Origin of the sequence: Persicobacter diffluens (genome assembly GCF_036244895.1) — a bacterium.
GTDB lineage: Bacteria > Bacteroidota > Bacteroidia > Cytophagales > Cyclobacteriaceae > Persicobacter > Persicobacter diffluens.
The window spans coordinates 2244273-2268352 of record NZ_BQKE01000001.1; the positions used below are offsets into that span (position 1 = coordinate 2244273).

At 40.8% G+C, this 24080-nt stretch carries 24 protein-coding genes; 9 read left to right on the forward strand and 15 right to left on the reverse strand.

The features are described from left to right. The first annotated feature begins 68 nt into the window (after positions 1-68). The 3 genes from menD to AAA970_RS09200 are packed head-to-tail and all read left to right on the forward strand — an operon-like array spanning position 69 to position 3236. Positions 69-1757, forward strand: a complete 1689-nt coding sequence (gene menD / locus AAA970_RS09190; protein WP_338236875.1) for a 2-succinyl-5-enolpyruvyl-6-hydroxy-3-cyclohexene-1-carboxylic-acid synthase — start codon at positions 69-71, stop codon at positions 1755-1757. Next, on the forward strand, positions 1754-2878 hold the full coding sequence (locus AAA970_RS09195) for an AMP-binding protein (RefSeq protein ID WP_338236876.1): 1125 nt from the start codon (positions 1754-1756) through the stop codon (positions 2876-2878). The genes menD and AAA970_RS09195 overlap by 4 nt, the downstream gene beginning before the upstream one ends. Then, the gene (locus tag AAA970_RS09200) at positions 2865-3236 is read left to right on the forward strand and encodes a DUF2141 domain-containing protein (RefSeq protein ID WP_338237713.1); all 372 of its coding nucleotides are present in this window, start codon (positions 2865-2867) and stop codon (positions 3234-3236) included. Before AAA970_RS09195 ends, AAA970_RS09200 begins: the two co-directional genes overlap by 14 nt. 476 nt (positions 3237-3712) lie before the next feature. Here AAA970_RS09200 and AAA970_RS09205 read toward each other — a convergent pair whose 3' ends face one another. After that, entirely contained in the window at positions 3713-4687 is a 975-nt protein-coding gene (locus AAA970_RS09205) for a lipid A deacylase LpxR family protein (RefSeq protein WP_338236877.1), read from the reverse strand. 208 nt (positions 4688-4895) lie between these two features. Here AAA970_RS09205 and AAA970_RS09210 point away from each other — a divergent pair, with 208 nt between their 5' ends. Together AAA970_RS09210 and AAA970_RS09215 are read left to right on the forward strand one after the other, a co-directional pair. Beyond that, positions 4896-5447, forward strand: coding sequence for a GNAT family N-acetyltransferase (locus AAA970_RS09210; RefSeq protein ID WP_053405315.1), 552 nt, complete (start codon positions 4896-4898; stop codon positions 5445-5447). A gap of 60 nt (positions 5448-5507) precedes the next feature. Then, positions 5508-6446 (forward strand): hydrogen peroxide-inducible genes activator, encoded by a 939-nt coding sequence (locus AAA970_RS09215; protein WP_338236879.1) that lies wholly within the window; start codon positions 5508-5510, stop codon positions 6444-6446. Between the two features lie 18 nt (positions 6447-6464). On the opposite strand, the gene AAA970_RS09220 is transcribed toward AAA970_RS09215, so the two are convergent. Then, positions 6465-7025, reverse strand: a complete 561-nt coding sequence (locus AAA970_RS09220; protein WP_053405316.1) for an NUDIX hydrolase — start codon at positions 7023-7025, stop codon at positions 6465-6467. After that, the gene (locus tag AAA970_RS09225) at positions 7026-7442 is read right to left on the reverse strand and encodes a BT0820 family HAD-type phosphatase (RefSeq protein WP_053405317.1); all 417 of its coding nucleotides are present in this window, start codon (positions 7440-7442) and stop codon (positions 7026-7028) included. 240 nt (positions 7443-7682) lie between these two features. Between AAA970_RS09225 and AAA970_RS09230 the strand changes: the two genes are divergently transcribed. Further along, entirely contained in the window at positions 7683-8201 is a 519-nt protein-coding gene (locus tag AAA970_RS09230; protein WP_053405318.1) for an HAD family hydrolase, read from the forward strand. Here AAA970_RS09230 and AAA970_RS09235 read toward each other — a convergent pair. The 4 genes from AAA970_RS09235 to AAA970_RS09250 all read right to left on the reverse strand — a co-directional run bounded on the left by AAA970_RS09235 (position 8182) and on the right by AAA970_RS09250 (position 12370). Beyond that, complete coding sequence (locus AAA970_RS09235; protein ID WP_338236881.1) at positions 8182-10659, reverse strand: PIG-L family deacetylase; 2478 nt, start codon at positions 10657-10659, stop codon at positions 8182-8184. The genes AAA970_RS09230 and AAA970_RS09235 overlap by 20 nt on opposite strands. A gap of 131 nt (positions 10660-10790) precedes the next feature. After that, positions 10791-11168, reverse strand: a complete 378-nt coding sequence (locus AAA970_RS09240; protein ID WP_338236882.1) for a DUF3127 domain-containing protein — start codon at positions 11166-11168, stop codon at positions 10791-10793. Positions 11169-11242: 74 nt separating this feature from the next. Then, on the reverse strand, positions 11243-12049 hold the full coding sequence (locus AAA970_RS09245) for an XRE family transcriptional regulator (RefSeq protein WP_338236883.1): 807 nt from the start codon (positions 12047-12049) through the stop codon (positions 11243-11245). A 12-nt stretch (positions 12050-12061) separates the two neighbouring features. Continuing rightward, positions 12062-12370, reverse strand: a complete 309-nt coding sequence (locus AAA970_RS09250; protein WP_053405323.1) for a hypothetical protein — start codon at positions 12368-12370, stop codon at positions 12062-12064. A gap of 131 nt (positions 12371-12501) precedes the next feature. Here AAA970_RS09250 and AAA970_RS09255 point away from each other — a divergent pair, with 131 nt between their 5' ends. After that, entirely contained in the window at positions 12502-12936 is a 435-nt protein-coding gene (locus AAA970_RS09255; RefSeq protein ID WP_053405324.1) for a peptidylprolyl isomerase, read from the forward strand. Between the two features lie 41 nt (positions 12937-12977). Here AAA970_RS09255 and AAA970_RS09260 read toward each other — a convergent pair whose 3' ends face one another. Together AAA970_RS09260 and AAA970_RS09265 are read right to left on the reverse strand one after the other, a co-directional pair. Continuing rightward, positions 12978-13331 (reverse strand): Hpt domain-containing protein, encoded by a 354-nt coding sequence (locus tag AAA970_RS09260; RefSeq protein ID WP_338236884.1) that lies wholly within the window; start codon positions 13329-13331, stop codon positions 12978-12980. A gap of 25 nt (positions 13332-13356) precedes the next feature. Next, the gene (locus tag AAA970_RS09265; protein ID WP_338236885.1) at positions 13357-14706 is read right to left on the reverse strand and encodes a sigma-54-dependent transcriptional regulator; all 1350 of its coding nucleotides are present in this window, start codon (positions 14704-14706) and stop codon (positions 13357-13359) included. A 276-nt stretch (positions 14707-14982) separates the two neighbouring features. On the opposite strand from AAA970_RS09265, the gene lhgO reads away from it, so the two are divergent. Beyond that, the gene (gene lhgO, locus AAA970_RS09270) at positions 14983-16179 is read left to right on the forward strand and encodes an L-2-hydroxyglutarate oxidase (protein ID WP_338236886.1); all 1197 of its coding nucleotides are present in this window, start codon (positions 14983-14985) and stop codon (positions 16177-16179) included. Positions 16180-16611: 432 nt separating this feature from the next. On the opposite strand, the gene AAA970_RS09275 is transcribed toward lhgO, so the two are convergent. The 6 genes from AAA970_RS09275 to AAA970_RS09300 form a co-directional block, all read right to left on the reverse strand. Beyond that, positions 16612-17457: an SDR family NAD(P)-dependent oxidoreductase gene (locus tag AAA970_RS09275; RefSeq protein ID WP_338236887.1), complete on the reverse strand. Its 846-nt coding sequence runs from the start codon at positions 17455-17457 to the stop codon at positions 16612-16614. Positions 17458-17593: 136 nt separating this feature from the next. Further along, entirely contained in the window at positions 17594-19006 is a 1413-nt protein-coding gene (locus AAA970_RS09280; protein WP_338236888.1) for a COG3014 family protein, read from the reverse strand. A gap of 270 nt (positions 19007-19276) precedes the next feature. Beyond that, the gene (lpoB, locus tag AAA970_RS09285) at positions 19277-19867 is read right to left on the reverse strand and encodes a penicillin-binding protein activator LpoB (RefSeq protein ID WP_053405330.1); all 591 of its coding nucleotides are present in this window, start codon (positions 19865-19867) and stop codon (positions 19277-19279) included. Positions 19868-19883: 16 nt separating this feature from the next. Further along, a complete protein-coding gene (locus AAA970_RS09290; RefSeq protein ID WP_338236889.1) occupies positions 19884-22193 on the reverse strand; it encodes a TonB-dependent receptor plug domain-containing protein in 2310 nt (769 codons plus the stop codon). 208 nt (positions 22194-22401) lie between these two features. After that, a complete protein-coding gene (rpe, locus tag AAA970_RS09295; protein WP_338236890.1) occupies positions 22402-23052 on the reverse strand; it encodes a ribulose-phosphate 3-epimerase in 651 nt (216 codons plus the stop codon). Between the two features lie 60 nt (positions 23053-23112). Next, entirely contained in the window at positions 23113-23367 is a 255-nt protein-coding gene (locus AAA970_RS09300; protein WP_157600936.1) for a DUF3592 domain-containing protein, read from the reverse strand. 191 nt (positions 23368-23558) lie between these two features. Here AAA970_RS09300 and AAA970_RS09305 point away from each other — a divergent pair, with 191 nt between their 5' ends. Then, on the forward strand, positions 23559-23819 hold the full coding sequence (locus AAA970_RS09305) for an acyl-CoA-binding protein (protein WP_338236892.1): 261 nt from the start codon (positions 23559-23561) through the stop codon (positions 23817-23819). Positions 23820-24080: the final 261 nt, after the last annotated feature.

A 24080-nucleotide genomic window follows, 5' to 3' on the forward strand; every position in this document is an offset into this window, starting at 1 on the left:
CTTTTTTTGCTTTCTCAGCATTCCGTATCTTGCAGTAAAATTAGCCAAGCCCTTTTAGATTTAATCGCATGGTATTGCCGGAAATCAACAGTATAGCAGAAATTTGCGCCCAACACAAAATTGAAGACGTCGTATTATCCCCTGGATCAAGATGTGCTCCCATTACGATAGCCTTCAACCGACATCCTCAATTCTCTCCCATTACTTTATCCGATGAAAGAGCTGCTGCCTTCACGGCGCTGGGCATGTCACTAGAAACGGACAAGCCTTCGGTATTGGTTTGCACCAGTGGAAGTGCCGCTTACAACTATGCCCCTGCAGTGGCCGAGGCATTTTTCGCTCAGGTCCCTTTGCTGGTCATTACGGCAGACAGGCCTCCGGAGTGGGTAGACCAAATGGATGGACAGACCATCCGACAATCCGGCATATTCGGCAAACACGTTAAAAAGTCTTTTGACCTACCGGTAGATCATCAACATCCGGATGCAAAATGGCAATTTAATCGACAGGTAAACGAAGCTATTTTGGAAGCGAATAGTTTTCCGAAGGGGCCTGTACACCTAAACATTCCGATAAGAGAACCTTTTTACCCGGAAAAGGGGGAGGCAATAAAATTTGACGCTAGTTGCAGGGTCATTAAAAAAAGGAGCGTTCTAAATGATTTTTCGCCTCAGGTTTGGGAAGAGCTCAAGCAGGAATTTAGCCTGTATTCAAAACCCCTCATCGTCCTCGGGCAACAAAAATTAAGAGCCGACCTGATTGAATCCCTGGGGCAATTTTCCTCCAAACATCAAATTCCGGTAATTGCAGATGGCATAAGTAATTTTCACGACCTGGAGGATGTAATCAGTCTGCCTGACAACATTTTGATTGGCAATCAAGACAAAAAACCGCTTCAACCTGATTTATTAATCACATTTGGCGCCTCTGTTATTTCAAAACCATTGAAACAGTTTTTGAGGAGTTACCCTCCCAATGCCCAATGGCACCTTGAAGAAACAGGGATGACCGCAGATACCTTTCAGTGTTTGACCGAGATTCTTCCGGTATCTCCCGCAACTTTTCTCCAACATATGAAAGAGGCCTCTACTAGCTTTTCTTCTCCTTATTTCCAATTATGGCAACAGGAACAAAAGCGGCAACGGGAAAAATTACAAGCATTTGTGGAGGTAAGCCCTTTTACAGAGATAAAAATTGCACATCAAATATTAAATCATTTACCTCAGGATAGTCTGCTTCACCTTTCAAACTCTATGACGGTTAGGAATGTGAATTTTGTAGGCATCCCGGTTCAGAAAAATATTGAAATCGCCTGTAATCGAGGCACCAGCGGCATTGACGGATCCAATTCTACCGCCATAGGAGCTGCCATGAAAACCGAACGGTTGACTACGCTGATTACGGGAGATATGGCTTTTTTCTATGACAGAAACGGTCTTTGGAACAATTACCTACCAGCCAATTTAAGAATCATCGTCATCAACAACCATGCTGGTGGCATTTTCGGTCTCATTCAGGGGCCAAGAGAACAAGAAGAGTTGGCCACCTATTTTGAAACTCACCAACAATTAAAGGCCAAAAACACGGCGGAAGATTTCAACTTAGATTACTTCAGTTGCTCTGACTTTAAAGCACTTAATACGCTTTTACCTGACTTTTTTAAAGCATCAGAGCGACCAAAATTATTGGAAATTTTCGTAGACAAAGAAGAGAATAAATCCTCATTTGACCAATTTAAAGCACATCTTAAAGGATGATTCCAATTACCATCAATGGGAAATTGCTTTCCGATCAGAGAAAAACCTTCACAGCTATTGAAAAGGAAATTCTTCATTTTGTAAAAGCATGGGAAGCTGGTCAGGAAGACTTTGAACTCCATACTTCCGGTTCCACCGGCACCCCAAAGGCCATTAAAATTTCCAGAAAGCAAATGGAGCAAAGTGCTTTAATGACCGCCAGGGCGCTCCAGCTGCAAAAAGGAGACCGGGCAGTATTGGGCATGAACCCGAATATGGTGGGTGGAAGAATGATGATCGTTCGGGCTTTGGTGACAGAAATGGCATTAGAAGTGGTGGAAGCCAGTCTAAACCCATTGCTGGATATGCAACAGCCTTTTGATTTTACAGCCTTGGTTCCTATGCAATTAGATGCAGCCATAGAAAATCCACATTCCTATCAACTTTTGAATCAGGCGAAAGTGGTGATTATCGGTGGCGCTCCCATGTCGGAAGGCCTCATTCAAAAATGCCAAAAATTAAAATGCATTGTTTACGCCACTTATGGCATGACGGAAACCGTTAGCCACATCGCCCTGAAAGCCATTAATGGGCCACAGCCACAAAAAGATTTCCATACGTTAAGTGGCGTAAAAATTCAACGGGATGAAAGGGGTTGCCTCCAAATAGAAAGCCCAACCGCAGCAGAAGATGTAATCACTACCAATGATTTAGTGGAGCTCACCTCCCCTTCCTCTTTTCGGTGGCTCGGCAGAATAGACCGAACGATTAACACCGGAGGCATAAAAATTCAAGCCGAATTAATTGAAAATGCGATTGAAAAGATACTCACCAAACATCATATAAAGGCCCATTATTTTATTGAAGGTACGCAGGATCAAAAGTTAGGACAAAAAATCTCTTTATTTGTTGAAACCTCCTCAACAGACAGGGAGTTTCAAGGGTTAATTAAAACAAAACTAATTACCCAACTCCCCAACCGGTATCATTTACCAAAGTGCTTTATTTTGGTAGACAAATTCAAACTACTTCCTTCCGGTAAAGTAGATCGTAGGGGAATACTCCAAGATTTTGAAAATGACCAAACTCATCCCGCTTATCATTTTAATTTCCTTTCCTTTGATCCTAGTGGCACAAAATAACAAACTGACCATAGAAATACAGGGACTCAGAAATGAAAATGGTGCCATTAACTATTTATTATTTGATCAGGAAGAGGGCTTTCCGGACAAAAAAGAACGGGCCATCAGAAAAAATGTAGTGCATGCAAGAGATGGGATAATCGAAATTTCAGGGCTGAAATCAGCAGATTATGCTGTAGTGGTACTCCATGATGAAAATCAGGACCTCAAAATGAACTATAATTGGGTAGGCTTCCCCACAGAAGGCTTCGGTTTTTCCAACAATCATCGCCTCTTGTCCGGCCCCCCTTCCTTCGATCGATCCTCCTTTAGCCTGGATACTGACGCCCACATTATTATTAAAATGAAGTATTTGTAAGATCGTCAATCCAAAAAACCAACCTTCTCTTCGAAATCAGGCAGCAAATGGCGACTAAAGGTTTCTCCCCAAAAAGCAGGCTCTTCTTTATCGATTTGATTCAGCCCGCATCTGAATCTAAACATTAGACTATTATTTTTTGTAGCCAAATTATGCACTGCCATAAGCAGTAAACCCAACAATCATTTCCCAGCAGACAGGGGTTATACCTCGCTTTTATATCATCCGGATTGAGCTGCGCTTACTTTCTCCTTTTCATATGCCTGATGGGAACAACTCAAATAATGGAATAACTCCATCACCTTTCCCGCAATGCTGCAAAACGAGGATTTAAAATTAGAATCCAGGTATGGTAAATATTATCCAACCTCATTTGAAAAAATAGGATCACTTTTGCCTATTACAAATCGGCATCAGTTCAAAAAATTAATCCACTCCCGATAAAGGAGTCTTATAATCTGCGTAAACTGCCTCGGCTAAAACCAGAGCTTATAACTGACAGAACCAAATCGGTGCCAACCAGATCCTATAAATTCCGGACTTAAAAGCACCACCTTCCCCACAATTTGATGTCTTCGAAAACTTAGCCCCATTTCAGAATAATATTGCTGCACTATTGGTTCAACTTCTACCCTTTCTATAACGTGTGGACTCTCTTCATAATTAAAAACTAATCCCCCTTGCATAGTGGCATCATAAAAAACCGCCTTGACATCTGCCCCAAAAGTTAAATAAAAATCAAAACCCCTTCTGGGGGATGCGCCCAATGGGGCTATTTGGCTAAAATAAGGAGATCGGTGTCCAAATCTTATTCTTGCACCTACCCCTACATTATCTTGCCAAGTACCAACAGCCGTCTCTCCATGGAGGATAACATCCATTAAAGAGGAAGTCCACAAACCCTTATCTACTTCGAAGAAATAATTCATTAAAAAATCATTCCTGATCTGATTTTCCCATCCTAACGGTGGGTGCGAAGGTGTAATTTTATGCACCAGACCCTGAGTAATCCCACCCAATGCATACTGCCCAACCAGGCCGGTAGTAAAAGCCGTTCTAAACCTTAATTTACGCTCTGGAATAAAACTATAGGCAATTTGACTAATCGTTAATGTGCTAGCATAAGGGCGATCACCACTTCGATCTATATCCAGATGGGTATCATCAGGCGTGTACATATTCTGACGAAACAAAATGCCCGACACAATTTGATTATTATCCCTTACAAAGGGGCTTAGCGGATAAATCAATGGAGAATGCTTGAAAACAGGATCGATATACGACAACGCTACCCCATTAGTGTAATACTTATCCGTAAAGAAGAAAAAATCATTTTCCAATGTTAATTGGATGGATCTTAAATTGTTGGGCACCAATTTACTTTGTGCCAACAAGTTACCAGACAGATTGTAACAAAGGACAATCCCTAATAATAGTTTAAATAATTTCATACGGTAGGTCACAAGAAATTTTACGTCCCCCAACGCTTAAATGATTCCTTGATTTCCCAAATAGATGATCAAATATCCATTAAATCACATCCAATTCCAATCCTTTGTACATCTTTATATAATTAGGTCCAAATCCATACTTTAGCCCCACTTCATCAAACAATTCGATTTTGCATCAGTATTTTTATTTATAACCCATTGAAAAACTATGCTAGCGTTAGAGATTAACCCTATTGTAAAACTTCAACCCCTGGACCATATCCATATCGGACCACTACTTGAACTTATTGACCAAAACAGGGATTTTTTACAGAAAAACCTGTCCTGGTTGGAGGCCCAAACACGCCGAGAGGATGTAGCCCATTTCATTAGCCATTATCAAAAATTAATGTCCAGCAAAAGAGGGATTATGTTTGGTATTTTTCACAAGAAAATGCTGATCGGTAATATTGGACTTTTTGATATTGATCCGCACAACAAAAATGGTCAAATCTCCATCTGGATTAGTCAGGAGTATCAAAATCAGGGTATTGCTGAGAATGCCATGCAACAAGTGATTAAGTTTGCTTTCATGGACTGGAAATTAAACCGACTTGAAATTCGTTGCAAAGCCGACAATGAACCAACTGCAAAATTAGCATCAAAATTAGGATTTAACCTAGAGGGGAAATTACGCCAAAGCGAATGGTACTATGACCATTTTGAAGACTTGGTGGTTTTTGGACTTTTAGGGCATGAAGTAAGGGCTAAAAGAGCTTAAAACTTTGGATTATTCGCATGAGGCATCTAATTTAGAATCCTTACATTTTTAGAGATTCGTATGATGCTGAATATTTCATTGACACAAATGGAATACATCGTGGCGGTGGATACACATCGCCATTTTGTTACGGCTGCTGAACATTGTTTTGTAACGCAGCCCACCCTTAGTATGCAGATTAAGAAGTTGGAGGATCAATTAGGGGTAACCATTTTTGATCGTACAAAACAACCCATTATCCCAACCGATGCGGGTGCAAAAATCATTAAACAGGCTAGAATTATCCTCAATGAGGTAGAACGAATCAATGATATTCTTCAGGAATACCGTGATACCGTAGCTGGAGAATTAAAGATAGGGATTATTCCTACCCTAGCCCCTTATCTTGTTCCTCGATTTATTGGAAACTTTTATAAAGCATTCCCAAATGTTAAGTTGAACATTAAGGAGATGCTTACCCAGGATATTTTGAAAGCCCTAAGAAATGATTCATTGGATGTGGCCATCTTGGTAACCCCTTTGAATGAGTCAGAAGTAGAGGAAATCCCTTTATTTTATGAAGAGCTTTTCCTATATCTAAATAAAAACCAAGTCAATAAAATTCAAAACCCCATTTCCCCCGAAATTCTTAAAGGAGAAAGAATTTGGCTACTATCTGAAGGGCATTGTTTCCGAAATCAAATGATGAACCTATGCAAAATTGGGAAGAACAATAGTCTTCCGGGTTTTGATTTTGAAAGTGGCTCCCTGGAAACGCTACGAAAAATTGTAGACACCGAAGGGGGAATGACTGTTTTACCTGAGCTGGGTACAGACCAAATTTCTGAAAGCCAGTTGAGACAAATTGGTCACGGAAAACACTACCGGGAAATCAGCCTGGTGTATACGAGGAACTTTGCAAAAAAGAAATTGATCAAAGTGTTAGAAGAAGAATTAAAGAAATCAGTTCCTTCTAGCATGCACTCCGCTGAAAACGGAGAAATTGTGGAATGGAAATAAACAAAAAAGGGAAGTTGCTCAGCAGCTTCCCTTTTTTTGATTCCAATCTTTTAGTACCAAAGAGCCTTGATAAACCCGTTTATCCGGGTATTCTTGTTCAATCCATTTTGTTAATGCAAATTTGGTACTTTCAAAGGCTAATTCACTCCAAGGAATCTCTTCGGGCTGAAACCAGTCAATTTCCAGCGTCTCCTCTCCAGCACCAAAAGCCTCCCCTTCCAACTCACTAAGGTAAATCAAATAAACCTGATTGAATTGAGGCAAATTATAAAGCGTATGAAGGTGTGAAATCTTCACCCGGGCCATGGCCTCTTCCCAAATCTCCCGTATGGCACCTTCTTCTACACTTTCCCCATTCTCCAGAAATCCGGCAGGTAAATTCCACAGCCCGTATCGAGGCTCTATTGCGCGCCTGCAGAGCATCACCCTTCCCGATTTCACCACCAAACTTCCTGCGATGATTCTGGGGTTTTGATAATGAATGGTATTACAGTCCGGACAGCACCATCGGGCCCGGCTATCTCCCTCCGGAATAACCAATTCAATTTTACTACTCCCACAGTGACTGCAATAATTCATTTAGCCGAATATTTTTTTCCAAAAACTCTTTTCTTCCCGATGATTAGTATGGGCAGCAAAATCGATCATTTGAGCCTCTGGCTCATTTTCATTTAAGAGCTGCCAAATTTTACTCCAACCTAAAAAGCCTCCAATATTTCGATCATCAATAAAGACATCTGCATCAATTTTACGACTAATCCCCTCCACTTGTTCGCCAGGATAGCTTTCATTAACCGCATAAAAGCTTATTCCTTTCTCCTCACAAAACGCAACCGCCTCCTGAAGTGGCCGCCCTTTTCTATAAGTCCAAAGAATCAATTGATGCCCCTGTTTTTGTAATTCGTTTAAAGTTTCAAAGGCAAAAATCATAGGTTTTCCAATTTCAGGATACTGATCCTCCACAATAGTTCCATCAAAGTCTACCGCGATCTTCATTTTCTTAATTTAGCTTTTTCTAGTTAACAATGGTAATTGAAATTATTGGAAAGTTCAAACATGCATAGGGAGATTCCCCGGATGAATTCAGTAATATTTATTCGTAATCCTTCCCCAAAATCAACACAAAATGAGCAAGTCCATCGTTATTTGAAATATACCTAAAAATGGCATGTTTTAATGGACTCCACCACACTTGTAATTTTCGATTTAGACAATATTCTTCCCCCGTCAAAATACATGCAACATTTTATCCCCTTTGCTTTCGGACACAAGCCTTCCTGGAGCCAGGATTTATTCTTCTTATGGAAAAAAAAATTGTATGATTTTCGACTCATTTCAGAAAATGCCTATCAGCGATCATTGATCAAGAAGTACTTTAAAGGCATAAATTTGTTTGTACTGGAAGAACAATGCAAACGGTTTTTTCTGAAAAAATCCAATTTGTTATTTCCCGAAAATATTCGAAATAAAATCAAGTTTCATCAACTCTTGGATCATCAAATCATTTTCATTTCCTCCTTGCCCAAAAATCTCCTTTATTTTTGGTGCCGGGAACAGTCAGGGCTTATCCTGGCGAATGAATTGGAAGAAAAAAATGAACTGCTGACGGGAAATCTGAAGTACAATTCTCTGGACGACACCCTTCAAATGCACTGGATAAAACAAAAAATCACTCCAGAATACTATTCCGAAGTGATTGTTTATTCAGACAAAAAAGAAAACTCGAAAGAATGGATTACTTACCGGCGCCCTTAAATTGATTTTTTTCCAAACCAATTATATTCATAAATAGTCGATAAGCTCCCGGAACTCCAGCCGGTAATTCTCGAAAGAAACTTAAAGAGGTATAAACATACACGCCCTTTCCATATGGAGCCACTAGTAGAGATGAATTTAAAGCATCCTCCCCTTCATCATGCATTGATAAAATCGGTTCATATCTCTCATCCCACTCCTGAGGAAAATACAAACCACGCTCCTGTACCCATCCATCAAAATCATCCTGACTGATCTGATTATAATTGGTCAATACAGGGTGCTGGGGGGATAATATTTGTACATCAGCCTGCTCATTTGTCACACGAGATCTTCCCAATTTTAATGGATAGGGTGCAAAATCATCATCTTTCAAGCGGAAGGACGTATTATACTGCGTGATTACCGTACCTCCTTTTGCCACAAAATCCTTTAATAATGGAGACCATTCCGGCATATTCTCTAAAGTATTCAAAGCCCGAACTCCCAGGATGACCACATCATAGCCTGATAATACTTTGGCAGAGGGCTGCTGTGCATCCAATTCCGCCACCGGCATTCCAACCTCTTTCAAAGCCTCGGGAATTACATCCCCAGCCCCCTGAAGATAGGCCACTTTGCGATTTGGAACGGCAAGATTGATTTTCTTCACCACCACCGAAGCATTATGCATCCAAATTTGAATTGGAATATGATCATATGCTATTCTTTGCACATATTGGGTATAAGTTTGCCCATTAGACTCTTCAAAATAAAACTTCAAAGCAGAAAAATCAGCTGAATCCGGCGCCTTCACCCTCACCACAACCTCCTGAGGAATAGGCCCAATCTCTATTTCTCCTTTCGGCATAATTACTTCCCAGCCCGCGGGGGTTTGCACCCCTAAATAGCCTCTAGTCGAGACTTTGGCAGTTAGCTTAATCGATAGCGCTTTCAGCTTTTCCCCATCAAAAATAAGCTGTTCCACTGCCGGCGCAACTTCTACCTTGGGGACATTGTAAACTGGCTTTTGAATCAAACCCTTCACAGGGTCAGATGACTCAAATAACACCGGCACAGGACAAGAAAATGGCGTTCCATTGATTTTCATTTGGGCTGTAGCCTTGAAAGAAGGGTCTGAATCTGCCTTTCCTATATTCAGCACATCATCCACCTCAAAATTACCCAAACCATGAGAGTTTGCCAGCCAATAGGGCTGTGAAAATGGCTTATCAGTTTCCACCTGATAACTCACCTCCTTGGTGAAAAGCTCATTTTGGATTAAATCCTGAGGACCGCCAGCCCATAACTCCTGCCCGCTAAGAAGAATGCTTTCCAAACCAATAGCCAAATTAGAAGGATGGCTTAGTTTGATTTGTAAATTAATTTCCTCTCCGGGAAATACCTCTGAACTTGGAAACAATACTTGTGCGTAAAGCCCACTACAGTCAAAAATGAGGGATTCCACCTCTTTGATCTTTTCATCTCTCCAAAAAGAAGAGGGAAGATTTTCCAAATCTTCCTTTAAGGTCAATAAATCCGGAACAGACTTCCAGGGAGCCATGGGCTGAAATTCCTCTACCAAATTTGCGACCTTTTTGTCCAAACTTTTACCGCCCTCAAATCTTGACCAGCTTAATTCCAGTCCTGCCAGTATTTCATCAGGAGTAGCCTGCCCATCAATGGCTACCAGGTATTCCATCATTTCTCCCGGTGCTCCTTTACTGCCAAAGCCTTGACTTTTGTGCTGACTTCGGCTTAGCGCGGCATTTTCCGCAACAGACTGCCCCTGTAGAGGCAAGTATTTTCCAATATTAAGTTCAAGAACCTCAAGGGCTTCAAAATCCTTAGGGTGATCACGATAAAACCAACTCGAAGTATTCCATAACACGCGCTTTACCTGATGTGCAGCCCCCCATTCCCGAAATTGGCGGGGATCAGCCGAAGCCTCAACTCCTTCTAAAGCTAAAATCGCAGAGGCCGTATGGTGACCGTGGGTAATACCCGGGGTTGTTGGAAACCGGGTGATGATCACATCTGGTCTAAATTCCCGAATCACCTTGACCACATCCCCCAAAATCATTGCTCTATCCCAGAAGCCAAAAGTTTCATCCGGATGCTTTGAATATCCAAAATCATAAGCCCTAGAAAAAAATTGTTGCCCATGATCCACCCCACGAGCGGCAATTAGTTCCTGTGTTCTGATAAGCCCAAGGCCTTCCCAAATCTCCGGACCAATAAGGTTTTGGCCTCCATCTCCCCGAGTAAGGGACAAATAGGCGGTTTCAATATGCTCCACATTATTCAAATAGGAAATCAGACGGGTATTTTCATCATCCGGATGAGCAGCCATATAAAGAACTCGAGCGGCTACAGGGAGCTTTTGCAATTGTAATTGCAATTCTGCAGCACTTTTAGTTTGTGCAAAACCAAAAAGAGAAAGGAAGCACAAGCAAAAAAATGTGATTGCCTTCGGCATGTAAATAGTATTTTGAATGATTGTATAATTCTTCCAAGTTATAAAAATAATTGGCATCCAACTATCGGAAAAAAGACAAAAAAATACCCCGCAAATAATTGCAGGGTATCATTTATGCGATTAAAGCGCATTTAGAAAGGAAGGTCATCTCCAGAATCATCATTAGTGATAAATGGAGGTTCTGCTGGAGGTGGTGGTACCGCACCTGGAGCTTCCGGAACAGCAGTCGCCGCTGCAGGGCTCAATCTCCACGCCTGCAAAGTGTTAAAATAAACGGCCTGTCCCTGTGGGTTTACCCACTTACGACCTCTCAAATTGAATTCAACATTTACATCTTGTCCTACCTGGTACTTATCCAACTCCTCACAAGCGTCCTGAATGAATTCGAACTTAATAAATTGAGGATATTGCGGGTTATCCGCGTACTCAATAACAAACTCACGCTTGCGGAAACGATCTGACACATTCTGGACAGCGTAAATCTCCACCAATTTTCCTTGAATATTCATGTTTTATTAAAATCTTTAATTTCTACCCAGCTTGGTCTACAAACATAATACAAAGATCAGAAGGCCACAACCAATCAATCATTTTTAAGTTTAATGATTTCTTCCTGAAGGTGCATCACCATTCTACTCAGATTCTTCAAATCAAGCTCTTCGGGGTTAGACTGGGTTTTTTGGCTTGGAAATTTCACACTAATAAAAGCTTTGGCCTCCCAAACTTCCAAAACTTCATCAGCGGACACTTCATAAGGAGAGTATTGTTGATTATCTGAAACCAAAAACAAAGAACTTTTATCCTCCAAATAATTAAATACTCTTTTATAAACCACGCCCTCTTTTGTGGTAACCACCACATAGGTTTTTCCATTGGCTATTTGGGTCAAATTATCCAAATATTTTCCCACGATGATGGTTCCTGATTCTAAAGGCAGCATGGAATCCCCATTGATTTCAAAAGCCCGAAAAGTTCCGGAGCCATTTAAGTTCGGCAGGTTAAATTTCGGCAACTCGCCAATATATTCCGGATCCATATATCCATTCAAATAGCCCGCAGAAGCCTTTTGAGGCACTAGCTGAATATTCTCATTCTCCTCTTTATCTACGGTAATGGCTAAAACTCGATTCCCGCGGAAGTGAGCTGATTCCCCGGCCTTCTCAGCGAGAATTTCCGCTCCATGGCCTTCAAAATCCCCCTTCACCAATTGATCTACTGAAATACCAAAATAATTAGTAATTTTGAGTAGATTCTGAATCCTAGGATCTGCTCTCCCTTCCTCATAAGCTCCAATCAAAGAACGTTTTACCTCAAGCGCGTCAGCCAGCTGCCCCTGCGTTAAATGATGAAACTTTCTTAACCACTTAATATTAGCACTAATTAAAGACATAAAATTAAAAATTTAGGCAGACATATAAATCATAAAATCTTCCGCTTTCCGCTTTCCTCCCACACCGTAAAGATGACTATGCTGAAAATAATCATCTTTACAAATAGAAAGCACGCGATGTTCAATCTCCTGAACAATTTCCTCCTGAAGCATAGCGGATTGTGCTTTTTCTTTCAGAAGATAACCATAAAGCAATTCTTTCTCTTCCTGATGAATAAGAAATTTAATTTGAAAATTGCCCGATTTTAGTTTTTTTGCATTCAAAGTCAGCGTCAAGTTAGCCTCAAGGGCTTCTTTGATCTTTTGGCTATTTATGTTCATAGTGCTACTATTTTTAGCTCTTCGATAAAACAAAAATAGAAAACCTAAAATAATTAGCCAAACAAAAGGACTAAAAAATTTAGCCTTTTTGTTTTATTACTAATTCAATTATCAATAAATAAAAATATAAGATGGCTCAAGCAGAAATCCATACCGAGAAAGGCCTAATGAAAGTATCATTTTACGATAATGATGCTCCTAACACTGTTGCGAACTTCGTCAAATTATCAAAAGAAGGTTTTTATGATGGATTAACTTTCCACCGTGTCATTCCTGATTTTGTTATTCAGGGTGGTTGCCCGCAAGGTACCGGTGTTGGCGGACCAGGTTATTCTATCGACTGTGAATTGGATGGGGACAACCAATATCACGACCGTGGAGTACTGTCTATGGCGCATGCCGGACGTAATACGGGTGGCTCGCAATTTTTCATTTGCCACAGTCGCAAAAATACCTCGCATTTAGATCGCAATCACACTTGCTTCGGCAAAGTGACCGAAGGTTTGGAGGTAATTGATGATATTCGTCAGGGAGACAAAATTGAGAAAATCGTGATTATCGATTAATAAAAAAAGGGTGAGCAATCACCCTTTTTTTTACGCTAATTTTATGCATTAATTTCAGCAATAGTTTCTCTCAGCTCTTGATAGGCCATTTCACAGCCATTTTCAAACTCCTCAATTTTACCCAATAACTTCTCCACATTTCGGGCATCCTTGCCGGAATGCTCAATATCCAGAATTAAATCCTTCATAGACTCAATCCCCATAAAGGTAATGGATGGCTTGACCTTATGTGCTACAGCTCCTACTTCAGCCCAGTTCTGATTTTTACAAGCCACTTTCAGCTGATCAATAATCTCAGGAGTTCCCTGTAAAAAAGTTTCGATCATTTCTGTCATGAAGGAGCTGTCTCCGTCGCATACAGATTTAAGATAGGTTAGGTCGGTTAATTTACTCATTGTATCTTTAAGTTAAGCGCAAATTTCATTGATTAGGATCCACTGCATCCATTTCTTTAAGGTATCGATAAATGGTGGACTTCCCGATATCTAGTTTCTCCGCTACCAACATCACATTATTGTCGTATTTCTCTAAAAAATGATTGATGATTTTATAGGTGTAGTCTTTTAATGTTAATTCTTCCGTTATAAAATGCTCTTCTTTCACGACACTATTAAAACTAATCGCCTCCGGGCCAATCTCTTCTCCTTGTGTTAAAACAGCTGCTAACTCAATGACTGACTTCAATTCCCGGATATTACCAGGGAAACGGTATTTCATTAATTTCGCTTTAGCATGCTCCGATAGATACATTGGCTCCAACTTATTTTCGCGGACAAAATGGTCCAAAAAATGTTTGGCAATCATCAAAACATCATTATCTCGTTCACGAAGAGGTGGTAAATGCACTGGAAGACCTAGTAAACGATAATAAAGATCCTCTCTGAAAGTACCATCTTTCACCATTTGTGATAAATTTCGATGTGTTGCAACGATAATGCGAACATCTATTTTGTTTACGGAATTCCCACCAATCCGAACAACCTCCCGCTCCTGAATCACACGTAATAATTTGGCCTGTAAGTTCAAATCCATCTCCCCAATCTCATCCAAAAATATCGATCCCCCATTTGCCTCTTCAAATTTCCCAATCCTTCTGGAAAAAGCTCCCGTAAATGCTCCTTTTTCATGACCAAAAAGCTCACTTTCAATAAGATCCGCAGGGATTGCCGCAATATTTACCGGAACGAATGACTGAGACCGCCTGGAAGAATTAAAATGAATCGCTTTAGCCACCAGCTCTTTGCCGGTTCCGGTCTCTCCAGTGATAGAAACCGTAATATTGGTTTTTACCGCCTTCTCTAATAAAGAAAATACCCGACGAATGGCCGCTGAATTTCCGATAATGGTATTTTCAAAATCATATTTATCCGATATTTCTCTTCTAAGCGAATCTAACTCCTCCCGCATAGAAACTTTCTGCAAAGCATTCCGAACGACTGCCATCAAGCGCTCCTGGGTATCTTCATCTTTTGGAATATAATCATACGCGCCTTGCCTTAGGAGAGAAACAGCCGTTCTTACGTTTTCCTGACCGGAGATAATAATCACTGGAATATCCAAATTATAAGTTTTGACCTTCTGAAAAACCTCATCTCCGTCCATGTCAGGGAGCTTATAGTCAAGCGTTATCAGGTCCGGATTCTCATGCAGCTTCGAAAGCAAACTTTTCGCAGTTTGAAACAAATTAACATCGTAATCCGGATTGAGAGATAAAATATGCTTCAGGAAGGCACTATAGGTCAAATCATCCTCCAGCACAAAAATTTTCATGAGCTTGTTTTCAGGCATAATTATGGGTTTGTATTAATACCTCCTACAGCACTTTTTTGTTTACTTTTGGCACTCACTATTTTCCCAAATTGGGAAATAAATCCTAAAAAAAGACAGGAAAAATCCCCCAAAAAAGTCCAATTTGAATCAAACAATTGAATTCTTTTGCATTCACCTCTCCCTGAGCATAAAAAAACTTTTTCAAGGATTGTTACAGATCATGGTAATGAGGTAATTTTTATTCTATTTTTGCACGAAATTTTTCTGAAATAACCCATGGAGTACGACATTATTATTGTGGGAGGTGGTATTGTAGGATTAGCCACCGCCCTTAAAATAAAGGAGCAACAAGCTGATTTAAAACTTTTAATTCTGGAAAAAGAGCCTTCACTGGCGCATCATCAAACCGGAAACAACTCAGGGGTGATCCATTCGGGCCTTTATTATAAGCCTGGTAGCCTAAAAGCCATCAACTGTCGAGAAGGTTATCAAAAACTGATCGCTTTCTGCGACCAGCACGAGATTCCATATGATCTTTGCGGGAAAATTGTAGTAGCCACCAGCGAGGAACAAGTTCCCTTGATGCATAATTTGCATGAAAGAGGAATAGCCAATGGCCTGGAAGGCATGAAAATTCTCAATGCACAGGAACTAAAGGAGTACGAGCCCAATGTGGCCGGCGTTGCGGGCATTTTTGTTCCCCAAACCGGAATTGTAGACTATAAGCAAGTTTGCTTAAAGTATGCTGATATCATTACAGAAACAGGAGGTCATATCCACCTGAATGAAAAAGTGACCGATATCAAAGAAAAATCAGGGAAGTGCTATGTGGAAACCGACAAACACAGTTATACCAGTAAACTTTTAGTGAACTGTGCTGGTCTGTATTCAGATAAAATTGCAAAGATGACCCAGCCGGAAATTGATTTAAAGATTATTCCATTCCGTGGGGAATACTACAAACTGAGTGCTGAAAAAACCAATATGGTTAAAAACCTTATTTATCCAGTGCCGGATCCTAATTTCCCGTTTTTGGGCGTTCATTTCACCCGTATGATGAAAGGTGGTGTAGAAGCCGGCCCGAATGCGGTTCTGGCTTTTGGCCGGGAGAGTTATAAAAAAATGCAAATCAATCTGGGAGAGCTTTTGGAAACCTTAACTTTTAAGGGTTTTCAGGTAGTGGCTTCCAAATTTTGGAAAACCGGTATGGGGGAAATGTACCGTTCTTTCAGCAAATCAGCCTTTACCAAAGCTCTGCAGGCATTAATGCCGTCTATTCAGGAAAAAGACTTGGTAGCTGGTGGCGCCGGAATCAGAGCACAGGCCTGCAAAAAAGATGGAAGTTTAGTGGATGATTTCCTCATTTATGAGACCAAGCAGGTGGTAAATGTTTGTAATGCGCCTTCTCCTGCTGCTACCGCATCTCTGGCCATTGGAGAAACCATTGCAGCAAAGGTACTTCAGAAGATATAATAACAATAAACCGAATGAGGCACGCTTAACCCGGATTATTCATGCTTTAATCCTCGTTTAGCTGTAAGGCGGAAAAAATGAAGGAATAGTTTCCTATTTCGAGTTTTTTCCAACGAAACAGATGAATGAGGAGAAAGCTAGCTTGCCCAAATCCGGGCTATTATAACTCAAAGAAGATAAGTTTTAAGAAATTGAAAATAAGCCACATACGATTGATTAATAAATATAGCGGTGAATGATTCGGGTTAAATCCTCATTGAGCTGCAGATGGAAAAACTCCCAATTTGGCATTTTTTCTATCGAAGCAGATAAATAAGGGGAAAGCAAGCTTTGCCAATATTGGGCTTTTAAAATTTTAGAGAACCAAATTTGGAAGGCTTGGATACACGCAATAAAAATTGAATTATTGCCTCAGGTCGTGCATCATTATAATTAAAAATCAGAAGGGTTGGCGATTGATTGGTCAACCTTTTTTTTTACCCTGGCCCTCACTATCCGCTCCAGCAATGCCGGGAAAAAGCGCTTAATCCAGACTCCAATACGCTGCTGCCATTTGCCCATCACGATCTCCCGCTTATTTTTATCAATGGCTTTAAGGATATCCTCGGCACACTCTTCAGGAGAGATCCCATGCGCCTGCCCTTTATCTTGTTTTGCCTGCTCATTTCCATTGCTCAGCATGGCATGAAAAGCAAATTCTGTATTGATATAAGCCGGGCATACTAATAAGACTTTTAACCAAGGGAAATTTTCAGCCCTTAAACTATCAAAAAAGCCATGCAAAGCATGTTTGCTAGCGGCATAGGCGGTCCGATTAGGAATTCCAAATTTACCCTGCACGGAACTCAGCACTACAAATCTACCGGCCTGTGCAGCTTCAAAATATGGCAGGATTAATTTGGTAAGGTAAGTATAGCTCATAAAATTAACCTGCATCACCCTTTCAAATACCCAGTACTCCAAATCCACGAAAGATGACCTTTGCCCAATACCCGCTGAAAAAATAACCGATTCAATAGATCCCTCTGCCCACCGAAATACTTCATCAACGATATCGGGAAAAGTATCAGGTTGTTCCAGGTTTAATGGTTTTACCAATAAATCCTTTTCCACATAAACTACCTCGCGAACTGCCGCCTGAAGTTTTTGGGCATCACTGGAGGATACGATAATCCTGTAATCTCTATTTAAGAATTCATATAATAAAGCTTTACCTACTCCTGAGGAAGCCCCTATAATCCAGACGGTTTTGGAAGCCATAAAGTGCCGATTAGTCATGTATTGCAATTTTAGCCTTTTTTAAGCAAAAACTACATGAATATCTCATTTAATAAGCCTATTAATTATTACAAATTTCACAAAAAAACTACATCAAATAAAAAACTACCGGATTTCGGTAGTTTTTTTATTTTTCTTAGTAGTAAGGCATTTTCCAGCGTGGATCAATCTCCAGGGAATAAAAGGTTTGGAAAACTGTTTTGCGTGGACTTCCTTCAAATTTAAAATGATGCTTTTGATTCATTTGAGGCCCTACACTGGATTGAATGTTCAGATCAAATTCATTGACCCCTTCATTCAAAGGTACTCTGCTGTAATAAATGGTATGAGGGATGGTTTGCCAGTTCCGAGTATCTGCCTTTTCAGTCAATGCATTTAAAATCCCCACAGCGAAACCGGCATTTTCATTTTCCTGTCGCACAGCATATTCCGCAGACTTTTTGATCGCCACGCGCAACAAACTTTTACTAAACTCTAAAAGCATCCGCTCCTGTAAGGTTTTAAATGCAATTGCATTCACATCCTCCACCTTATTCAAAGGGTAAGTTTCTCCATTCCCAACTAATTGCGCTCCTTGAAAAGCCGCCGGGCGCTCCACATATTTTGGAAAGGCCACCCGTACAAACTGCAGATTGGAAAGATCATTACCCTCCTTTCCCGGAGAATAAGGGAAAGCAAAATTCATCCCCAGGTCTTGATTCGCAAAAGTAACCATACCGGCATTATTTCCCAGGGTAAAGTTTACACTCCACTCCGCTTTGACCGGACCCAGGCCATTATTCCAGAAAAACACCAATTCCCCCTGCTGCTTTCGGTAATTTTTCGGTAACTGATAATCAATATTAAAGGCCTTCCGGTATTGGTCTGCTTCATCGGGAAAGCCGGACAAAAGCGCCGTTCGGATCAGATCTTCCTTTAATTGATAAGGAGCTTCTAAGTTAAAAAGCTTTTTATAGTCATTTTTAAATATTTCGTAAGCATTTCTGTACGCAATAAAAGCATTGTTATAATCCCGGTCAGCATCATAACAAATGCCCATCAGGGTGTGGACAAAAGCATCTTTACGGTATTTGGCTTCGGATTTATATTTATCCGAAAGGGCATATTGACGAATATCTAATCTCCGGCACTCCACCAAAGCCTTCTCCGTATCGCCCATCATCAAATAATTCAATGCTTTGTAATAGAGCAGTAATAAATGCTCATGATCCTCTCCCGGATAAGTAGTCACCATGGGATTGGAAACCATTGCTAATGCTTCCTGTCCATAATTCTTTTTAAAATCTTCTCCGAACACATAGGCCTTTTCAAAGTAGTCATTACTTAAATCATAATTGCCCATCAGAGAATTTACCACTCCCATATTCACCAAATAAAGGAAGCGGTTTCGGCCCTCCTCTCCTTTTTTATCAGAGGAAAGGGTTTTTTCAGCCTGACTGATTTTACCGGATTCAAACTCAGCATTAAACTTCTGGTTGATCTGATAATAAGTTGCGCAGGAGGTCAGGCCGAGTATAAAAAGAAGAGCAAAAAAACTGGATGATCTCATGATATCAATCGGTAGAATTTGGAAGATTCACTCGTTATAAAGAGGTTTAATTTCAAACCCAAAATTCACTACAAAAATCTGACTATTATGGAATTAAGCCCCAAAATACTTTAAATGAATAGCAAAGCTATTATTGAAAATTCATCGGGAATCGGTTCCAGTGATTTTGAATTTGTAGTCGAATGGTGTGGCTTAAAATCCGCTCCAAAAAGATAAGGAGTAATGAATATACACTACTCCTTATCTAATCGCCATTTATAAACCACTAAATTAGTTCGTGATGTACTTTTTAATTTCCTTATCATTCAACCACACTTTCTCATTGGTTTCCAAATTCACCAATTCCAGGTTGACCTTATAATTCACCACTTTCTTTTTATTATAGGCATCTGTAATGGAAGTCATCACACCAAACATCATATAGTCTGCACCTAACTCCTTACCCCAACCTTTGGCGGTTTCTTTAGATGCAAAATCTGACTGATCAGCACGTTCTTCGCGGATTTTCTCACGGAAAGAAGCATCTTGTACCACACGCACTCTACCAGAGTTGATAAATTCCTTCTCCATATCCTTAATAAACACTTCCGGATCAATATGCTCGGAAGTTTTATTCTTGACGGAACCGATAATGACGACCGGTTTTTTACCCGTTGCACGTAAATGCTCCTCTACCCATGGACGCGTCATGACATCTGAAATCATCTCCTGTGCTACCATTTTGGAATCCGTATCATTCCAACGGCCACTTAAATCAATTTGCTGATCCGGCGATACACGTGTCACCGTGCGTTTCTGACAGCCCCAAGTAATTGTCGCCACTACAGCGAAAAACAAAAATTTTCTAAGGGTAAGTTTCATGCTAAGCGATATTTAATTAAAAATTTACCTTAATTTTCATATTCCAAAACCGTGCCGACAAGGAATTAGGAATGGCATATTGACCGCCACCAGTGGCATTCACCCAGTTATAAGAAATAACATTATCAATACCAAAAGCATTAAGCAACTCTAAACCAAGCCATAAATTCAGCGGGTTTTTATACTTTTCTAAGCCTGAATTTAATTCAAAAACTTTAAAAAAACCCAAATCTACCCGATTATAAGCTTTGCCTGTCAAACTATTTCGACCTTCCAAACTTCCCGGCGGACTAAAAGGAAGCCCACTCCCATAGAAATAACGGACAAACACCCTGGCCGAAGGAATATTAGGCAGATGATCCTGAAAATACAAACCCAGACGAAACCGCTGATCCGTTGGCCGTGGCTGCCAGCCGTATTCGGGAATATACTCTTCGGTTTTCATTACCCCGAGGCTTACCCAGGATTGTGTCCCCGGAATGAATTCCCCACTTAAGAAAAGGTCTGCCCCGGCCGCGTAGGCGTCCGCCACATTCTCCCCATAATATCGGAGGCGTACATTATCTACATCATAGGGCACCATATCTGACATCCTTTTGTACCAAAGCTCCGAAACCAGCTTAAAGGGGCGGTCCCACATTTGGAACATCCGGTCAAAACCTGCCAAAAAATGCCATGATTTTTGCGCTAGTAAATCTTCATTTAATGTTCCATCCTGACGTCGCATTTCCCGATAAAAAGCAGGTTGATCATACTTTCCCACAGCAGCCCGGAGCACCCAATCAGGATTAGACGGGAGCTGATAGGCCGTTTGCAGTCTTGGGTTAAAAAGTACCTCTCCGGATTGCTGATTATAAATGGCACGCAAGCCGGCCGTCAATGACCAGCCACTCAGGGGCTCCCAATCATATTGTCCGTAGCCAGACAGCCAATATTTAAATATTTGATGGTGCTCATCCGCCTGATCAATCACTTCCAGTTCCTCTCCCCCATCTTCTACAATTTTATATTCCTTCAGCCGATCATCAAATGCCTGTCCATTCCATTCCAGGCCAAAAGACAGCCGACGCTTTTCATCAATTTGAACTTCATGATGCGACTGCAAGCTCAATATTTCGGCATCCAAGGCATTTCGGGCATAATGAAACTCCCCACCTATGCCGATAATGGTGGCGCAATCATTGGGACCACCTCCCCCGACGATATCACACAAACGATAATTACTCTGGACATTTATATGCTCTCGCTCAGCTGTCCCAAAGCCGGAAGCAATAAATTCGGATTTCCATTGGGTATTCCACTTTCGAATTAATCTTAGGCCAGCCTGCATGGTTTGGTAGTTCAACTCCTCCTGCCCCTGAAAGGCCACGGTAAAACTTAAAAGCTGACTAAGCGTCCCAAATTCCGTTCTTCGACTGGTGGGGATAACCGAATACTGATTTCTACCATAACCAAACAACAATTCCAGCTCAGTATATCGGTTTTGATCTGCTAGATCTTTGGATAAGCGATAATGACCAAAGGCCTGCACATCAGTGAAACGAGGCTTATATTCTCCCTCCGTTTCCAATGTCCCCAATAGATAATCCGTTCTTTTGTGTCGGGCACCAATCATCCAACCACCTCTTTCATTAACCTTTTGCTCCAGGAACAAACTCCCCCCCAGTAATCCAACTTCGGCACTTCCTCCTGTTCGATCCGGATGGCGATAGTCAATATTTAAAACGGAAGCCATCTTATCGCCATATCTCGACTGCCAGCCTCCTGCAGAAAAAGTAACGCCCGAAACCATATCCCCATTCACGAAGCTCAACCCCTCCTGCTGCCCCTGGGCCGCCAAAAAGGGTCGATAAATGGGCATATTATTGACATAAACCAAATTCTCATCAAAGCTACCACCTCTTACCGAATAACTAGAAGAAAGCTCTGAATTACTACTCACCCCGGGCAGCAAAGCGATAACCTGATTAAATTCTCCGCCTACCGTAGGCATATTCACCGTTTGCTCCGGCTCAATAGTGACTACACCGGCCTGCCGACGAGTATCATCCCAACGATCACCACTGATTTCCACCTCTTCCAATTTCTTTCCGCTAAGAAATAGGCGAATTAATTGATGTCCCTTCCAGTCTGACAGCGGAAGCGCATACTCCTCCGCATTTGTATTAAGGTGAAATATTTTTAGGCGTACAATTTGTAAAGAATCAGGAACCGCAATTTCAAAATTCCCCAGCGAATCCGTCTGGCTCTGGCCCTTAAAATTTTGTCCGATAACTTGCGCAAAAGAGAGGCTATAATCATACTGATCGATAATCCTTCCTTTCAAATCTATGGTTTGTCCCCATACCGAAGCTCCGGACAGGAAAAAGTAAAACGCCAGTAAAAAAAAGCCAGAAAATTGAGTTTTAGAAAATTGAGGCCGAGGTTGAAAGCGCATTGGTAATGGTATAAAATGAAAAAATGACCCCAGCATTTGGCGTCATCAGGAAAGGTAAAAAAAGAGCGATTGATTATCAACCGCTCTGACCTTTGATTTAAAGTTCGTTTAATTGTTGAATGGTAGCTTTCGGATCCTCCGACCCAAAAACGTAACTTCCTGCCACTAATACATCCACGCCAGCTTCCACTAACTTTGGTGCTGAATCTGCATTTACGCCACCGTCTACCTCTATCAACGCTTTACTGTTTTTCTTTTCGATCAATTCTTTTAGGCGTTGTACTTTGTTATAAATCCCTGGAATCAATTTCTGACCTCCAAAACCGGGATTTACAGACATTAACAGCACCAAATCCAAATCTTCAATTACCTCTTCGAGTACTGCTACCGGCGTATGTGGATTCAGGGCCACACCCGCTTTTGCTCCAGTACTGTGAATTAACTGAATATCTCGATGTAGGTGTCTACAAGCCTCGTAATGTACAGTGATCAAATCTGCTCCTGCTTTTCTGAATGCCTCCACATATTTTCCTGGCTCCTCAATCATCAGGTGAACATCCTGAAAGACCTTTGCATGGCGGTTAATCGCCTCACAAACCGGAACCCCGAAAGAAATATTGGGGACAAACATACCGTCCATTACATCTATGTGCACCCATTCGGCTGCACTTTCATTCACTAATTCTACGTCGCGCTGCAAATTGGCAAAATCTGCAGCCAATAAAGATGGGGATACAATCGTACTCATGCCGCAAAGATAGTTAAAAGGTTTAACCAATTCCCAATAATGACGGCAATCCGCTATGGATTAATTTACAAATACAGAAGAAATATTGATTTCCCCCAAGTAAGGCTCCAAGCTGGTCGCATTTTTAAATGATTTGATATCCGTCAATAAGTTGGTCTCCGGATCATACCATACCTCCACAAAAAATTGCCCCACATAATAGAGGTTAATTTTTTGTTTTTCCTCGTCCCGATAAGCGATCAAACGACCAAACTCTTTCGTGTATTGATATTTGACCTTAAATGATAATTGATTGAAATAATATAAGAGCATCATAGTCAGGATATTATAAATACTGTGCCAACTTTTTATCATGTACGTTTCAAGCCCAAAACGCACTTTTTGGCCGAACATTCTCCTGCTTTTTTCCCATTATCATACATCGATTCCTAATTCGGGAAAGAAATGGAAACTAATTTTTCAATATGAATGTAAAAATTTGTAGTTTAAGTAAAAACAAAACCATTATGACCCAAAACTTAACTGAACTATTCGAAAAGGCGGTAGTGGCCTCTAAGACATTAACTGAACGCCCCTCCAATGAAGATCTTTTATCCCTTTATGCGCATTTCAAACAAGCCAAGGAAGGAGATAATGGAGAAGCAAAGCCGGCCATGTTTGACTTTAAGGCCATTGCCAAGCACCAGGCATGGGAAAAATTAAAGGGCATGTCTAAGGAAGATGCCATGCTGAATTACATTGAACTGGTAAAAAAACTAAAGTCATAAGGACACTATTCACTTATACAAGCCCTGATTTAACCCGAATTATTCACCGGCAAATGAAGCGAATCACCTTAAGTGACTTAATTTCAATTCAATAAAATCGTAATTACTGATTTATAAATAGCTCAAATTTGGGCAAGCTTACTATCTCCTCATTCATCTGCTTCCTTGGGGAAAAATTGAAATAGAGAACTTATCCGTCATTTTTCCTACCTTGCAGTAAAGAAGGTTTTAAGCATGAACAATCCGGCTTAAAAAGAATAA

What these genes read in the sequence shown, in the direction of transcription:
- menD (WP_338236875.1), top strand. Translation starts at nt 69, where the DNA reads ATGGTATTGCCGGAAATCAACAGTATAGCAGAAATTTGCGCCCAACAC.
- AAA970_RS09195 (WP_338236876.1), top strand. Translation starts at nt 1,754, where the DNA reads ATGATTCCAATTACCATCAATGGGAAATTGCTTTCCGATCAGAGAAAA.
- AAA970_RS09205 (WP_338236877.1), bottom strand. Translation starts at nt 4,687, where the DNA reads ATGAAATTATTTAAACTATTATTAGGGATTGTCCTTTGTTACAATCTG.
- AAA970_RS09210 (WP_053405315.1), top strand. Translation starts at nt 4,896, where the DNA reads ATGCTAGCGTTAGAGATTAACCCTATTGTAAAACTTCAACCCCTGGAC.
- AAA970_RS09215 (WP_338236879.1), top strand. Translation starts at nt 5,508, where the DNA reads ATGATGCTGAATATTTCATTGACACAAATGGAATACATCGTGGCGGTG.
- AAA970_RS09220 (WP_053405316.1), bottom strand. Translation starts at nt 7,025, where the DNA reads ATGAATTATTGCAGTCACTGTGGGAGTAGTAAAATTGAATTGGTTATT.
- AAA970_RS09225 (WP_053405317.1), bottom strand. Translation starts at nt 7,442, where the DNA reads ATGAAGATCGCGGTAGACTTTGATGGAACTATTGTGGAGGATCAGTAT.
- AAA970_RS09230 (WP_053405318.1), top strand. Translation starts at nt 7,683, where the DNA reads ATGCAACATTTTATCCCCTTTGCTTTCGGACACAAGCCTTCCTGGAGC.
- AAA970_RS09235 (WP_338236881.1), bottom strand. Translation starts at nt 10,659, where the DNA reads ATGCCGAAGGCAATCACATTTTTTTGCTTGTGCTTCCTTTCTCTTTTT.
- AAA970_RS09240 (WP_338236882.1), bottom strand. Translation starts at nt 11,168, where the DNA reads ATGAATATTCAAGGAAAATTGGTGGAGATTTACGCTGTCCAGAATGTG.
- AAA970_RS09245 (WP_338236883.1), bottom strand. Translation starts at nt 12,049, where the DNA reads ATGTCTTTAATTAGTGCTAATATTAAGTGGTTAAGAAAGTTTCATCAT.
- AAA970_RS09250 (WP_053405323.1), bottom strand. Translation starts at nt 12,370, where the DNA reads ATGAACATAAATAGCCAAAAGATCAAAGAAGCCCTTGAGGCTAACTTG.
- AAA970_RS09255 (WP_053405324.1), top strand. Translation starts at nt 12,502, where the DNA reads ATGGCTCAAGCAGAAATCCATACCGAGAAAGGCCTAATGAAAGTATCA.
- AAA970_RS09260 (WP_338236884.1), bottom strand. Translation starts at nt 13,331, where the DNA reads ATGAGTAAATTAACCGACCTAACCTATCTTAAATCTGTATGCGACGGA.
- AAA970_RS09265 (WP_338236885.1), bottom strand. Translation starts at nt 14,706, where the DNA reads ATGAAAATTTTTGTGCTGGAGGATGATTTGACCTATAGTGCCTTCCTG.
- lhgO (WP_338236886.1), top strand. Translation starts at nt 14,983, where the DNA reads ATGGAGTACGACATTATTATTGTGGGAGGTGGTATTGTAGGATTAGCC.
- AAA970_RS09275 (WP_338236887.1), bottom strand. Translation starts at nt 17,457, where the DNA reads ATGACTAATCGGCACTTTATGGCTTCCAAAACCGTCTGGATTATAGGG.
- AAA970_RS09280 (WP_338236888.1), bottom strand. Translation starts at nt 19,006, where the DNA reads ATGAGATCATCCAGTTTTTTTGCTCTTCTTTTTATACTCGGCCTGACC.
- lpoB (WP_053405330.1), bottom strand. Translation starts at nt 19,867, where the DNA reads ATGAAACTTACCCTTAGAAAATTTTTGTTTTTCGCTGTAGTGGCGACA.
- rpe (WP_338236890.1), bottom strand. Translation starts at nt 23,052, where the DNA reads ATGAGTACGATTGTATCCCCATCTTTATTGGCTGCAGATTTTGCCAAT.
- AAA970_RS09300 (WP_157600936.1), bottom strand. Translation starts at nt 23,367, where the DNA reads ATGATGCTCTTATATTATTTCAATCAATTATCATTTAAGGTCAAATAT.
- AAA970_RS09305 (WP_338236892.1), top strand. Translation starts at nt 23,559, where the DNA reads ATGACCCAAAACTTAACTGAACTATTCGAAAAGGCGGTAGTGGCCTCT.